The following is a 14,284-nucleotide window of genomic DNA, read 5'->3' as shown; positions in this document are numbered from 1 at the left end:
GATGGAACAACATTACAAATTAGATAGAGTAAAGGAGTTAGCCGATAACGATCAGGATTTTATCGCAACCTTAGCCGAAACATTTTTAGAGGAAGTACCTGAAGATGCAGAGCGCCTTAAAAAGGCGGTAGCCGAAAAAGACTACCATACAGCATATCAGGCCGCTCATAAAATGAAACCTACAATCGATTTGTTCGAGCTTGGTGTATTGGATACACTAATTGAAGTACAAGATTGGGGAAAGTTTACGCAAACCGATATTGATATTAATCCAAAATTAGACATCGTTATTACAGCTGTTGATAATGCGGTGGCTGAAATAAAAGCCGACTTTAATTTGTAATGAATGCCGAAATAATCACCATAGGCGATGAACTTCTAATTGGTCAAGTAATTGACACAAATTCAGCATTTATAGCTAGGCAACTTAATAAAATTGGTATTTCTGTATTTCAGATAACTTCGGTACAGGATGATCGAGACCATATTTTAAAAGCTTTAGCCGATGCAGAATCTCATGCAGATGTAATTATACTTACGGGTGGTTTAGGACCTACAAAGGATGATATTACAAAAAAGACACTTTCAGAATATTTTGATGATGAGCTAGTTCCAGATGCTTCCGTGTTAAAAAATATTGAAGATATTTGGGCTTTGCATGTCCGAGGCGCTTTATTACAAGTGAATAAAGATCAAGCCATGGTACCCTCGAAGTCAAAAGTCTTAATGAATAAGTTGGGCACCGCACCAGGTATGTGGATGGAAAAAAACAATCGTGTGTTTGTGTCACTTCCAGGCGTACCTCATGAAATGCAGGCATTGGTAATTGATGAGTTAATTCCGCAATTAAAGAGTAAATTTAATTGTCCTTACATACTTCATAAAACCTTGTTGGTTTATGGTTTAGGTGAAAGTGCTTTGGCGGATCGTATCGAATCATGGGAAGAGGCTTTGCCAAGTACTGTTAAACTGGCTTATTTGCCAAGTTTAGGTAAAATGCGATTGCGTCTGTCTTCAAAAGGAATGAGCCAAACAGAGGTTATTAAGGGTGTTGAAGAGCAGATTCAGAAGGTTATTCCATTAATAAAGAATGAATTTGCTGGTTTTGAAGAAAACGAGGGTTCAGTTGAAGTAGTTATAGCAAAGCAACTTATTAAGCAGGCCAAGACTTTGGCTATTGCAGAAAGTTGCACAGGTGGAAAAATAGCCGAACAGTTTACCATACATTCCGGTGCATCATCATATTTTAATGGGGGCGTGGTAACCTATTCTACGCAGTCTAAAATAAATGTTTTAGGAGTTTCAAAACGTGATATTGATTCCTATTCTGTAGTAAGTGCTCAAGTTGCAGAGGCAATGGCTCAGAAAGCCTTAAAGTTATTTCAATCGGATTATGCTGTTGCAACTACAGGAAATGCAGGTCCTTCAAAGGGGGATTCTGATGCTGAAATAGGCACGGTTTATATTGCAATTGCAACTGAAGATAGCGTTTATTCTGAGAAATTTATGCTTGGAAATCATCGTGTAAAAGTAATTGATAAAGCTGTAAATAAAGCTTTAGAAATGCTATTGAAAGAAATTTTTAAAAATTGATAAAAATTAAGTTGTTGCATAGTAAAGATTTTGTATATTTGCACCTCGATTTTAAGCAACAAGAAATTTAAAGTTATAAATAATGTCAAGAGTTTGTGAACTTACAGGAAAGAAGGCAATGGTTGGTAACAACGTGTCTCATGCATTAAATAGAACTAAACGCAAATTTAACGCGAATTTAGTAAAGAAACGTTTTTACATTCCAGAAGAAGACAGCTGGATAACTTTAAAGGTTTCTACATCTGCATTAAAAACTATTAACAAAATAGGTATTTCAGCGGCAATTAAAGAAGCGAAATCTAAAGGATTCTTAAAATAATAGCTGCATTTATAAAAGTATAAGAAATGGCAAAGAAAGGTAATAGAATACAGGTTATATTAGAGTGTACAGAGCACAAAGAGTCTGGGCAACCAGGAACTTCACGTTACATCACTACTAAGAATAAGAAAAATACGCCAGACAGAATGGAGATTAAAAAATTTAATCCTATTCTTAAGCGAATGACTGTTCATAAAGAAATTAAATAATTTAGAATTTTACAGAAGCTAAAATTCCAAACACATTGAATCATGGCAAAGAAAACAGTAGCAACCTTACAAACATCTTCTAAAAGATTAACTAAAGCGATAAAAATGGTGAAATCACCAAAAACTGGCGCTTATATGTTTGTAGAGTCTATCATGGCTCCTGAGTTAGTAAACGACTTTTTAAAAGAAAAGTAAGAACTTAGGTTTTTAAGATATACAAAGCTGCTTTCTTATTAAGAGAGCAGCTTTTTTATGTTTATATTTGAATACTTTTCTCGTAAATATGGTTTTAATTTATATTTCGAGTTTAGTATTTTATACAGGCATTGGTAAAATTAAACTTTAAAGAATGAGTTTTTTTAAAAAAATATTTTCTTCAGAAAAAAAGGAAACATTAGACAAAGGATTAGAGAAATCTAAATCGAGCTTTTTTGGCAAATTAAGCAAGGCCGTAGCAGGGAAATCGAAAGTAGACGATGAGGTTTTAGATAATCTTGAAGAAGTCCTCGTAACAAGTGATGTAGGAGTAAATACTACTTTAAAGGTCATCGAACGTATCGAAGAACGGGTTTCAAAAGATAAGTATTTAGGAACTGATGAGCTTCACCAAATTTTACGTGAAGAAATTGCTGGTTTATTGAGTGAAACTAATATAGGAGAAGAGGTTGAATTTACGGTACCTAAAGATAAAAAGCCTTATGTAATGATGGTTGTAGGTGTCAATGGTGTTGGAAAAACTACTACCATTGGTAAATTGGCCTATCAGTTCAAGAAGCAAGGTCTTAAAGTGGTACTTGGTGCTGCCGATACCTTTCGGGCTGCGGCTATCGATCAATTACAGGTGTGGGCCGATCGTGTGGATGTACCTATAGTAAAGCAGGCCATGGGTAGTGATCCGGCTTCGGTAGCTTTCGATACTTTAAAGAGTGCGGTTAGTCAGGATGCCGATGTGGTGATAATTGATACAGCAGGACGTTTACATAATAAAGTAAATTTAATGAACGAGTTAACCAAGGTAAAACGTGTTATGCAGAAAGTGGTTGATGACGCACCTCACGATGTGTTATTAGTATTGGATGGATCTACTGGTCAGAATGCTTTCGAACAGGCAAAACAGTTCACCGCAGCCACAGAGGTTACTTCACTGGCTGTTACTAAACTGGATGGTACAGCTAAAGGAGGCGTTGTTATAGGGATTAGTGATCAATTTAAAATTCCTGTTAAATACATTGGTGTTGGAGAAGGTATTGAAGACTTACAGGTTTTCAATAAGTTTGAATTTGTAGATTCTTTCTTTAAATAGTCCATAAGAATTATAATTAATAATATTTACTTTTAGGATGCTTCAAAAAGATATGGGGCATCCTTTTTTATTGAGTACCTTTAGGAGATGGGGTATAATATTTATCATAATTTTGTTATTAATGTGCCGGCAAAAGCAGTATTCGATGCTGTGTCTTTACCTGATCATTTAGATAATTGGTGGACACTTAAAAGTTCTGGTATCCCTGTGTTGGGAGCAAAATATAATTTAAACTTTACTGATAATTATAACTGGTTTTGTAAAATTTCACAATTAGAAATTAATAGTTCTATTTTTTTTAAAATGACTAAATCTGACACCGATTGGGATTCTACAACCTTTGGGTTCGATTTAGAAGAGAAGCACGGGCAGACTTATGTTAGATTCAGTCATATCAATTGGCCAAAAGATAATGATCATTTTAAATATTCTTCTTTTTGTTGGGCGATGCTTTTAAACGGTTTAAAGAACTATCTTGAGAAAGGAGAAATAGTTCCTTTTCAAAACAGAAATTAGTTTTAACGGTTTTATAGTTTACTTTTTGAATGAGGTCTATTTGAATGAGGTCTATCCATGAATAATCTATTATTTGTGAAGCTTTTAACGTTTCTTTAAAATAGTCAAGCCTTAATTAACGATATTTTTGTTCATAGATTTTTTAAAATACATCTATCAATATGAAAATCAATTTTTTATCTATTTTAGCCTGTCTGGCTTTTTTATTAGGAACTAGTCAGGGTGACGCCCGTTGGTTACGCAATACAAGTATTTCTCCTGATGGTAGTACCATTCTTTTTAGTTATCATGGTAATATTTACACTGTTAGTTCACAAGGAGGACTTGCAACACCCATTACGACTACAAATGCATACGATGGGTACCCGGTTTGGAGTCACGATGCGAAAACGATTGCTTTTGCTAGTGACCGTTATGGGAATTTTGATGTTTTTACTATGCCTGTCGGTGGTGGGGTTCCAACGCGATTAACCTATAACTCTTCCGGTGATTATCCTCAGGATTTTACAGTAGATAATAAATCAGTTTTATTTAGGAGTGGAAGACAGGCACCTGCGAAGAGTGTGCGTTTTCCTATGCCTGGCTTATTTCAAAATTTATATGAAGTTCCGGTAGATGGGGGGCGACCAATTTTGGTAACTGCTGCAGGTGCCGAGCATGCCAATTACAATTCAAAAGGCGATAAAATTGTTTTTCAAGATCGAAAAGGGTACGAGAATCAGTGGCGTAAGCACCATATCTCTTCGATAACGCGCGATATTTGGATTTACGATTTACAGAATAATATCTATAAACAACTTACAGAATTTAAGGGCGAAAATCAAGAGCCCGTTTTTAGTTCTGATGACCTTTCGGTTTTTTACCTGAATGAATCAAGTGGCGATTTCAATATTTACAAAAGGGATTTGGAAAGTGGAACAGAGGTAGCACTAACCTCATTTAAAGATTTTCCTGTAAGGAATTTAAGTGTTTCAGATGATAATACTTTAAGTTTTACATGGAAAGGTGATATGTATACCTTAACAGAAGGTGGAGAGCCTAATAAGCTAAATATAGAAGTTCGTGACGATTCTTCATATGAGCCTGTAAAAACAGTCGATATTAATAGTGTTACTGAGTTTAAAATAAGTCCGAATGGAAAAGAAATCGCTTTTGTAAATCGAGGTGAAATATTTGTCACGGGAGTTAACGATAGCCGCACCAAACGTATCACTAACACTCCAGAGCAGGAACGTATGGTAAATTGGTCGCCAGATGGTAAAACTTTATTGTTTTCAGGCGAACATAATGGTAGCTGGAATATTTATAAAGCAACCATATCGCAACCGGATGAAAAGTATTTTTATGCCAGTACTATAATAGATATTGCTCCATTAAAGGCTTCAATGGCTGAAGAATATCAGGCTGCTTATTCTCCAGATGGTAAAAAAGTGGCTTATATAAAAGACCGTAATATTTTACAGGTTTTAGATTTAGAATCACGTAAGGAATTTACGGTGTTACCTGAAGGAAGAAATCATTCCTACTCTGATGGTGATTGGGGGTATAGCTGGAGTCCGGACAGTAATTGGTTATTGATATCCGACCAAAAGGGCCATGCTTTTACAACCTATACGGCTTTAGTAAAGGCCGATGGTTCAGGAGAACTATTCCATCCCGTAAACAGTGGCTTCGGAGAAAGTCAACCTACTTGGGCTTTAGATGGTAAGATGATGGTTTATACAAGCTCTAGAGATGGAAATAAATCTTTAGCCGTACAAGGCTCCAAAGAGCAGGATATTTACGCCGTGTTTTTTGATCAGGAAGCTTTTGATATTTTTAAATTGAGTGAAGAAGAATTTAAACTTTATAAAGAAAATAAGGAAGCCCAAGAAAAGGATGAAAAGGATTCTGAAGATAAAAAAGGCGATAAAAAGAAAAAGAACGATAAGAAAGAAGACGAAACGGTTGAGGATTTAAAATTAAATCTGGATAATCTTGATTACAGAAAAGTAAAATTAACCATAAATAGTTCAAAACTTAGTGGTTATGTTCTTAATAAGGATGCCTCAAAATTGTATTATTTAGCAAGGTTTGAAAAAGGTTACGATGTTTGGGAAACCGAGCTAAGAACAAAAAAAACAAAGATACTTGCCAAACTAGGTGGTTCGCCAAGTGGTATACAAATTAGTGATGACGACAAGAGTTTGTTTCTTAGCAATAAAGGACGTTTAGTTAAAGTTGATACCGGTAGTGGAGCTATTACTAATATTCAAATCGATGCCGATATGGTTCTGGATCTTTCGGCAGAGCGCAACTATATATTTGACCATGCCTGGCGTCAGGTAAAGAAGAAATTCTACGATCCAAATATTCATGGTATCGATTGGGAAATGTATAGAGATGCTTATGCTGAGTTTTTACCATACATTAATAATAATTACGATTTTGAATATTTATTAAGCGAACTATTAGGAGAGCTTAATGCTTCACATACAGGAGCAGTTTATCGCAGCAAGCATGAAAATGCCGATACCACCGCTTCATTAGGGCTGTTATTTGATGAAACTTATACAGGTGAAGGTATTAAGGTAAGTGAAGTTATTTCTGGTGGACCTTTGGATACCTCTGAAAATAAAATAGAAGCTGGTGCTATTATTGAAAAAATTAACGGTAAGTCTATTGCTTCAAACGATAATTGGAATAAATATCTTAATAACATAGCGGGAAAGAATATCCTGTTAAGTGTAGTAAAAGGAAATAAGACCTTTACGCAAACGGTAAAACCCGTTTCTAAAAGTTTTGAATCTGAACTTATGTACAAGCGTTGGGTGAAAATAATGGAGGAACGTGTGGATAAATTAAGTCAGGGTAAATTGGGGTATGTACATATCAGAGGTATGAACGATGGTAGTTTTAGAGACGTTTATGAAAATGTATTAGGTAAGAATTTAGATAAAGAAGCATTGGTTGTAGATACCAGATTTAATGGAGGCGGATGGCTTCATGACGATTTGAATACTTTCCTTAGTGGTGATGAATATTTGAAATTAGCACCTCAGGGCAATGTGTTAAAGGGAGGCGAATCTTTAAATCGTTGGACAAAACCAAGTATTGTTTTAATGAGTGAAGGGAATTATAGTGATGCCTTTATTTTTCCATACATATATAAACAAAACGGATTGGGTAAATTAGTTGGAAAACCAGTTCCGGGTACAGGAACCGCCGTTTGGTGGGAACATCAAATCGACCCTACTTTAATATTTGGTATTCCTATGATTGCTACTATAGGCAAAGAAGGGCGACCAACAGAAAACCTTGAAATAAATCCTGATATCGAGGTCGATTTACCTTATAATGATTTCCTTTATGGAGAAGACCCTCAGCTGGAAACGGCTGTGAACGAATTGCTTAAAGATATTAAGGAGTAACTCATACATAGATTGTAATTTCTACCCCCAATTTAATACTTCAAATTGGGGGTTTTGTATTTATAGGTGGGTATAACCAATTTTGTTACTTGAAAAAAGCAGGCATGTTATTACCTTAGTTTAGTCTTATTGATACGAAAGGTTAAAATCATCTAAAAATCAACTATCATTATGTATCTTTGCAGCTTTATTTATAAAAACTATGCGTACTAAATCTCTAAAAAAGAATAAGATTAATGTTGTAACCCTTGGTTGTAGTAAAAATGTTTACGATAGCGAAGTGTTAATGGGACAGTTGAAAGCTAGCGGAAAAGATGTGGTTCATGAGGAAGAAGGCAATATTGTTGTTATTAATACCTGCGGATTTATAAACAATGCTAAAGAGGAGAGTATTAATACTATTTTAGAGTATATGCAGAAAAAGGAGGAAGGCGATGTCGACAAAGTTTTTGTTACCGGATGCCTTTCTGAGCGCTATAAGCCAGATTTAGAGAAGGAAATTCCGGATGTCGATCAGTATTTCGGGACAACGGAATTACCGGGATTATTAAAAGCTTTAGGTGCCGATTACAGACATGAATTAATAGGGGAGCGTTTAACTACGACGCCGAAAAATTATGCCTATTTGAAAATAGCTGAAGGCTGTGATCGTCCTTGTAGTTTTTGTGCCATACCTTTAATGCGTGGCAAGCATAAAAGTACACCTATTGAAGAACTTGTTGTTGAAGCTGAAAAATTGGCCGCAAAAGGGGTTAAGGAGTTAATTTTAATTGCTCAGGATTTAACGTATTACGGTTTAGATTTATATAAGAAACGTAACTTGGCTGAACTATTGGAAGCTTTAGTGAAAGTAGAGGGAATTGAGTGGATTCGTTTACATTATGCATTCCCAACTGGGTTTCCTATGGACGTTTTAGAGGTTATGAATCGGGAACCTAAAATTTGTAACTATTTAGATATTCCATTGCAGCATATTTCAGATGCTATTCTTAAAAGTATGCGACGCGGAACTACTAAAGAGAAAACCACAAAATTACTTCAGGAATTTAGAGGGGCTGTACCTAATATGACTATACGTACTACACTAATTGTTGGGTACCCTGGTGAAACTGAAGAAGATTTTCAAATACTTAAAGAGTGGGTTAAAGACATGCGTTTCGAACGTTTAGGTTGTTTTACCTATAGCCACGAAGAAAATACGCATGCCTACACATTAGAAGATGATGTTCCTGAAGAAGTGAAACAAGCGAGGGCCAATGAAATTATGGATATACAGTCGCAAATTTCATGGGAGCTGAATCAGGAAAAGATAGGTCAGGAATTTAAAGTGGTTATCGATAGGAAAGAAGGGAATTACTTTGTTGGTCGTACTGAATTTGATTCACCAGATGTTGATAATGAAGTGTTGATTGATGCCAGTATCACTTATTTAAAAACGGGTGAATTTACTACCGTTAAAGTAACCGATGCCGCAGATTTCGACTTATACGCCCAAGTAGTAAACTAGTGATTTCTTTTTGTATTTATAGGTAATATTATTCTATTTTTGATAGCATAGAAGTATAGCTATGCAATCGATATTATTTTCAGATGTTCTTAAATCGATATGCTCCGAACCATTAGAGGTTTTGAGTATAGATCATACAGGAGATAATTTTGTGTATATTGACTTATCTAAAACCAATAGTGATTTAGATGCCGTTGATGTATCTTCCTCTGAAAAATTTCATAAATATATAGAGGCTTATCTGAGAACAAATAAAGCCGATGTAGCCTATGGTGGATATCTTGAAACCAGAAGCATTTACAAGCGCAGTATTCATTTTAATAAACAGGATGTTGCAACAGAGCGCAATATTCATTTGGGTATTGATTTATGGTGTCAGGATGGAACGGGGGTTTTGGCAGTTTTAGAAGGTATAGTGCATAGTATTAAAAACAATACGAATTACGGCGATTATGGCCCAACCATTATATTGAAACATCATTACCAGGACGTTATTTTTTATACACTTTATGGGCATCTCAGTATAGAATCTATCAATACTTTAAAGGTAGGTGATAGCGTTACTCAAGGGCAATGTATTGGGTATTTGGGAACCTCACAAGTCAATGGTGATTATCCACCACATTTACATTTTCAAGTTATAAAGGATTTACAAGGTTTGGAAGGCGATTATCCCGGGGTTTGTAATAAAAAAGATGTTGATTTTTATGCCCTGAATTGTCCGAATCCAAATATTTTGTTGAAAATTTAATAGTCTATAATTAACTAATTTCAGAATTTATTGCACTAGGTAGTATCAAACTTCGAATCTCATATGAAATTGATTTAATGATTTTAAAAGCTGGAATAAACTCATGGGTTTATTGAGGCTATATGTACTTCGTTTTAAGTGTTTACTGAGACTATTTTTTTAGGATTTTGAATGGTATGGAAGTAATGTAATATAAGCATAATGAGTATCCATACAAACAAAGAGCCTATGAGAGTATATTTTTCAAATTCAATGTAGTTGCTTAGAATAAAGATTAAAATATTACTTCCGAGAAAACAGAATAGGGTATTGTAACCAATAGAAGCAAAGTTTTGAGATAGCTTTTGTATGAGCTTATTTTCTAATGAAATTTTAAAAAATTTATGAATTGTAAAAATGAAAATATTTACAAAACAAATGCATAGTGTTAACCAAACAGGGTTAGGGGGAAATCTTTTGAGACGGAATATATCAACCTGAATTAAAAGTGCAAAAACAATAATGGTGGCAATGCTTATTTTTAGAAACCGAAAATTAGGAAACACATTGTTTTTAGCGCAGTACATGCCATAAATAAAAATAGGTAAGTATGGAATTACTGGAAAATATGGGAATTTAACACCTCTAAATAAAACTCCTATGATAGGAATGAAATCACTTTTAGAAGGTAATAAAAAGGATGTTAATACAATTAGCAAGGTTATTATTAATGCTTTTTTAGATTGCATCCAGGCTTTTATTTTGGTAGCCAAAAGTCCTATAATAATAGCAATAAAAAAATAGAAAACTAGAAATTCACTGTATCCTGGAATGTCAATAAATAAGAAAATATTAATGGATTCTTCAAAGGTTAAACTTTTATCGACAAATAATCGATAGGAACAACCTGAAATGATATAGGCTGTATATATTTTTGCGGCCGTTAAAAAAATTTTTTTCCTGGGTGGAATCGCTTTATCTACATAAGCTTTCCAGCAGGCAAACCCAAAACAAAATACAAAACAAGAAAATGATGTTAGTTTGGATATTAAAATAATTTTATCTCCTATAAATGTAGACTTCGTGAAAAAATGAAGGGTATGAGATAAAATCATTAAACTAATTACGAGTCCCTTAAGGATATCAATTTCATTGATTCTTTGCTGTTGAGGTAATGAAGAAAATAGGTGTTTTGTCGTCAAGGTAATTTTTTTTGCAAAAATAAATAAAAAAATCCCGATAATAGCATCGGGATTTTTTATAAAGGTTTGAATTATAAAACGATATCTAATCTTCAACAAGAACCCAATCACCTTTAGCAATTAATGGCTCAGCTTGTTTGTATTTTAAAGATTTACTTTCACCATTCATAACATTTTTAATGGTAACACGATCGTTACGACCAATTTTTGGTTTGTCTCGAACTATAGTTTCAACAACTTCAGGTTGGCGTTGCGTATTTCCTGCAGTTCTGCTTTGTGCCGAACGCTCATCAAGATTAGGAATTTCTTCTTTTTCAATATTTAATTTTTCCTGTTTGCGAGCACGTGCTTCCTGAATCGTGTTTTGAGTTTCCTGAGGTAATTCGCCTTTAAATAAGAATGAAATAACATCTTTATTCACTTGATCAATCATGCCCTTGAACAATTCGAAAGCTTCAAATTTGTATATAAGTAAAGGGTCTTTTTGTTCGTGAACCGCTAATTGTACGGATTGTTTTAACTCGTCCATTTTACGTAAATGCGTTTTCCACGCATCGTCAATAATGGCTAAGGTAATGTTCTTTTCGAAGTCATTAATTAATTGTTTACCATTGGTTTCGTATGCTTTTTCAAGATCGGTAACCACATTTAAACTCTTAATGCCATCGGTAAAAGGCACGACAATACGTTTGAATTTATCACGCTGTGTTTCGTAAACATTTTTAATAACAGGGAATGCAATTTCTGCATTGCGCGTCATTTTCTCTGTATAATGTTCAAAAGCGGCGCGGTAAACTTTTGAAGTAATTTCCTGTGTTGATAATTTTTCGAATTCAGCTTCTGTTATTGGAGAGCTCATGGAGAAATAACGAATTAATTCAAATTCGAAATTCTTAAAGTCATTCACAGCTTTATTGCTTTCCGTAATCCCTTCAGAAGTGTCGAAAATCATATTGGCTAAATCAACACGTAAACGTTCTCCAAATAGGGCGTGATGACGACGCTTATAAACTACTTCACGTTGGGCGTTCATAACATCATCATATTCTAATAAACGCTTACGAACTCCGAAGTTATTTTCTTCTACTTTTTTCTGAGCGCGTTCAATAGATTTTGAAATCATGGAGTGTTGAATCACTTCACCTTCCTGAAGTCCCATTCGGTCCATCATTTTGGCAATGCGTTCACTACCAAATAAACGCATAAGGTTATCTTCTAAGGATACATAAAATTGTGAACTTCCCGGGTCTCCCTGACGACCTGCACGACCACGTAACTGACGGTCTACACGACGTGAATCGTGACGCTCCGTACCTATAATAGCTAAACCTCCGGCATTTTTAACTTCGTCTGTTAATTTAATATCCGTACCACGACCTGCCATATTGGTTGCAATAGTAACCTGTCCTGGACGACCAGCTTCGGCAACTATATCAGCCTCTTTTTTATGAAGTTTGGCATTTAATACGTTGTGTGGTATTTTACGAATAGCAAGCATTTTACCAAGCAATTCACTTATTTCTACCGATGTGGTACCAATTAATACCGGGCGGCCTGCCTGAGAAAGCTTCGTTACTTCTTCTATTACCGCGTTGTATTTTTCACGTTTGGTTTTGTAAACCAAATCATCACGGTCATCACGCGCAATAGGGCGGTTGGTTGGAATTTCAACCACATCTAATTCGTAAATTTCCCAGAACTCTCCAGCTTCAGTAACCGCTGTACCGGTCATACCAGAAAGTTTACGGTACATTCTAAAGTAGTTCTGCAGGGTTACGGTAGCAAAGGTTTGCGTAGCATCTTCAATCTTTACATTTTCTTTAGCTTCAATCGCCTGATGAAGTCCGTCGCTATAGCGGCGTCCGTCCATAATACGACCTGTTTGCTCATCAACAATCATAACTTTGTTGTCGATAACAACGTACTGAATGTCTTTTTCAAAGAGGGCATAGGCTTTAAGAAGCTGACTTAAGGTGTGAATGCGTTCTGATTTCACACCAAAATCCTTATAAAGTTCTTCTTTTAAAGCAGCTTCCTCTTCCTTAGGTAACTTCTGGTCCTCAATCTTTGCAATTTCTAGTCCTATTTCAGGAAGTATAAAGAAATTTGGATTGTCTTTACCAGAAATGTATTCAATACCCTTATCGGTAAGCTCTACCTGATTATTTTTTTCTTCAATAACATAGTACAATTCCGCATCTACCTTAGGCATTTCACGGTTATTGTCCTGCATATAGAAGTTTTCTGTTTTTTGTAATAATTGCTTAACGCCTTCTTCACTTAAAAATTTAATAAGTGCCTTGTTTTTTGGCATACCACGATATACACGTAATAGTTGGAATCCGCCTTCTTTCGTGTCTCCTTCTTTAATAAGTTTTTTTGCTTCGGCAAGTACTCCTGTTAAATATTTACGTTGAACACCAACAATATCATCCACTTTTGGTTTTAACTCTGTAAATTCGTGGTGTTCTCCACGAGGAATCGGACCAGAAATAATTAAAGGCGTACGGGCATCATCAATTAATACAGAATCGACCTCATCGACAATAGCAAAGTGGTGCGGGCGTTGTACCAGATCGTTTGGTGAATGTGCCATATTATCACGCAGGTAATCGAAACCAAATTCGTTATTGGTACCATAGGTAATATCGGCGTTATAGGCTTTTTTACGGCCTTCAGAATTTGGCTGATGGTAATCGATACAATCGATAGTTAAGCCGTGAAATTGGAAAATAGGTGCCATCCAGGCGCTATCACGTTTTGCTAAATAATCGTTTACCGTTACCAGATGTACCCCATGACCTGAAAGTGCATTTAGATATACAGGAAGGGTTGCTACTAAAGTTTTACCTTCACCTGTTTGCATTTCGGCTATTTTGCCCTGGTGCATGGCAATACCACCAATAAGCTGTACATCGTAATGTACCATATCCCAGGTAACCGGTTTACCTGCAGCATCCCATGAGTTTGACCAGGTTGCTTTATCGTCTTCTAAAGTGACGTAATCTTTGGTGCCCGAAAGTTCGCGATCGTAAGTGCTTGCCGTTACCGTTATCGAGGTGTTATTAGTAAAACGTTTTGCTGTTTCTTTAACTACAGCAAAAGCCTCCGGAAGAATATCGTTTAAAACACCTTCGGTTAATTCATAGGCTTCATCTTTAAGCTTATCGATTTCCGTGTAGATATCTTCTCTTTTGTCTATATCTTCGGTATTCTCGGCCTCTTTTAATAGTGCCGCTATTTTATCATTGATAGGTTTATTCGCTTCGGCTATTTTCGCTTTGAATTCTGCGGTTTTGGCGCGCAGTTCATCATGTGATAAACCTTCTAAAGCTGATTCGAAACTCTTAATTTTATCTACTAATGGTCTGATGGCTTTGACATCCTGTTTGGATTTGTCGCCAACAAACACTTTTAGTACTGAATTTAAAAAACTCATGTGTGTATGTTATTTTTTACCGGTATGAACCGGGTGTTATTTTTGTTAGTTTCAAT

Annotated in this window: 12 protein-coding genes; 10 read left to right on the top strand and 2 right to left on the bottom strand. The window is 35.4% G+C overall.

The window, feature by feature from the left end; all coding sequences use genetic code 11:
* Position 1: 1 nt before the first annotated feature.
* The 10 genes from H611_RS0102905 (at position 2) to H611_RS0102860 (ending at position 9,608) form a co-directional block, all read left to right on the top strand.
* Positions 2 to 343, top strand: a complete 342-nt coding sequence (locus H611_RS0102905; protein ID WP_027136935.1) for an Hpt domain-containing protein — start codon at positions 2 to 4, stop codon at positions 341 to 343.
* The gene (locus tag H611_RS0102900) at positions 343 to 1,593 is read left to right on the top strand and encodes a competence/damage-inducible protein A (RefSeq protein ID WP_027136934.1); all 1,251 of its coding nucleotides are present in this window, start codon (positions 343 to 345) and stop codon (positions 1,591 to 1,593) included. Before H611_RS0102905 ends, H611_RS0102900 begins: the two co-directional genes overlap by 1 nt.
* Before the next feature lie 82 nt (positions 1,594 to 1,675).
* Positions 1,676 to 1,912, top strand: a complete 237-nt coding sequence (gene rpmB, locus H611_RS0102895) for a 50S ribosomal protein L28 (protein ID WP_027136933.1) — start codon at positions 1,676 to 1,678, stop codon at positions 1,910 to 1,912.
* 26 nt (positions 1,913 to 1,938) lie between these two features.
* The gene (rpmG, locus tag H611_RS0102890) at positions 1,939 to 2,121 is read left to right on the top strand and encodes a 50S ribosomal protein L33 (RefSeq protein WP_007648529.1); all 183 of its coding nucleotides are present in this window, start codon (positions 1,939 to 1,941) and stop codon (positions 2,119 to 2,121) included.
* A gap of 42 nt (positions 2,122 to 2,163) precedes the next feature.
* Positions 2,164 to 2,316, top strand: coding sequence for a DUF4295 domain-containing protein (locus tag H611_RS14620; RefSeq protein WP_084158129.1), 153 nt, complete (start codon positions 2,164 to 2,166; stop codon positions 2,314 to 2,316).
* Positions 2,317 to 2,470: 154 nt separating this feature from the next.
* A complete protein-coding gene (gene ftsY / locus H611_RS0102880; protein WP_027136932.1) occupies positions 2,471 to 3,424 on the top strand; it encodes a signal recognition particle-docking protein FtsY in 954 nt (317 codons plus the stop codon).
* A gap of 87 nt (positions 3,425 to 3,511) precedes the next feature.
* Positions 3,512 to 3,940: an SRPBCC family protein gene (locus H611_RS0102875; protein ID WP_027136931.1), complete on the top strand. Its 429-nt coding sequence runs from the start codon at positions 3,512 to 3,514 to the stop codon at positions 3,938 to 3,940.
* Positions 3,941 to 4,101: 161 nt separating this feature from the next.
* Positions 4,102 to 7,350 carry a S41 family peptidase gene (locus H611_RS0102870; protein ID WP_027136930.1) on the top strand — a complete coding sequence of 1,083 codons (3,249 nt, stop codon included), beginning with the start codon at positions 4,102 to 4,104 and terminating at the stop codon, positions 7,348 to 7,350.
* A gap of 202 nt (positions 7,351 to 7,552) precedes the next feature.
* The gene (rimO, locus tag H611_RS0102865) at positions 7,553 to 8,857 is read left to right on the top strand and encodes a 30S ribosomal protein S12 methylthiotransferase RimO (protein ID WP_027136929.1); all 1,305 of its coding nucleotides are present in this window, start codon (positions 7,553 to 7,555) and stop codon (positions 8,855 to 8,857) included.
* A 61-nt stretch (positions 8,858 to 8,918) separates the two neighbouring features.
* Positions 8,919 to 9,608, top strand: coding sequence for a peptidoglycan DD-metalloendopeptidase family protein (locus tag H611_RS0102860; protein WP_027136928.1), 690 nt, complete (start codon positions 8,919 to 8,921; stop codon positions 9,606 to 9,608).
* Positions 9,609 to 9,742: 134 nt separating this feature from the next.
* Here the strand turns inward: H611_RS0102860 and H611_RS0102855 are convergent, their stop codons facing one another.
* Entirely contained in the window at positions 9,743 to 10,789 is a 1,047-nt protein-coding gene (locus tag H611_RS0102855; RefSeq protein WP_157515036.1) for a heparan-alpha-glucosaminide N-acetyltransferase domain-containing protein, read from the bottom strand.
* 85 nt (positions 10,790 to 10,874) lie between these two features.
* Complete coding sequence (secA, locus tag H611_RS0102850) at positions 10,875 to 14,228, bottom strand: preprotein translocase subunit SecA (protein ID WP_027136926.1); 3,354 nt, start codon at positions 14,226 to 14,228, stop codon at positions 10,875 to 10,877.
* Positions 14,229 to 14,284 lie beyond the last annotated feature (56 nt).

Origin of the sequence: Gaetbulibacter saemankumensis DSM 17032 (genome assembly GCF_000425645.1) — a bacterium.
Lineage (GTDB): Bacteria > Bacteroidota > Bacteroidia > Flavobacteriales > Flavobacteriaceae > Gaetbulibacter > Gaetbulibacter saemankumensis.
Note: the sequence above shows the minus strand (reverse complement) of the source record. Positions and strands in the feature narration are given on the sequence as shown.

Bases quoted from the DNA above. Each gene is read 5' to 3' on its own strand.
- H611_RS0102905 (WP_027136935.1), top strand. From the start codon at position 2: ATGGAACAACATTACAAATTAGATAGAGTAAAGGAGTTAGCCGATAAC.
- H611_RS0102900 (WP_027136934.1), top strand. From the start codon at position 343: ATGAATGCCGAAATAATCACCATAGGCGATGAACTTCTAATTGGTCAA.
- rpmB (WP_027136933.1), top strand. From the start codon at position 1,676: ATGTCAAGAGTTTGTGAACTTACAGGAAAGAAGGCAATGGTTGGTAAC.
- rpmG (WP_007648529.1), top strand. From the start codon at position 1,939: ATGGCAAAGAAAGGTAATAGAATACAGGTTATATTAGAGTGTACAGAG.
- H611_RS14620 (WP_084158129.1), top strand. From the start codon at position 2,164: ATGGCAAAGAAAACAGTAGCAACCTTACAAACATCTTCTAAAAGATTA.
- ftsY (WP_027136932.1), top strand. From the start codon at position 2,471: ATGAGTTTTTTTAAAAAAATATTTTCTTCAGAAAAAAAGGAAACATTA.
- H611_RS0102875 (WP_027136931.1), top strand. From the start codon at position 3,512: ATGGGGTATAATATTTATCATAATTTTGTTATTAATGTGCCGGCAAAA.
- H611_RS0102870 (WP_027136930.1), top strand. From the start codon at position 4,102: ATGAAAATCAATTTTTTATCTATTTTAGCCTGTCTGGCTTTTTTATTA.
- rimO (WP_027136929.1), top strand. From the start codon at position 7,553: ATGCGTACTAAATCTCTAAAAAAGAATAAGATTAATGTTGTAACCCTT.
- H611_RS0102860 (WP_027136928.1), top strand. From the start codon at position 8,919: ATGCAATCGATATTATTTTCAGATGTTCTTAAATCGATATGCTCCGAA.
- secA (WP_027136926.1), bottom strand. From the start codon at position 14,228: ATGAGTTTTTTAAATTCAGTACTAAAAGTGTTTGTTGGCGACAAATCC.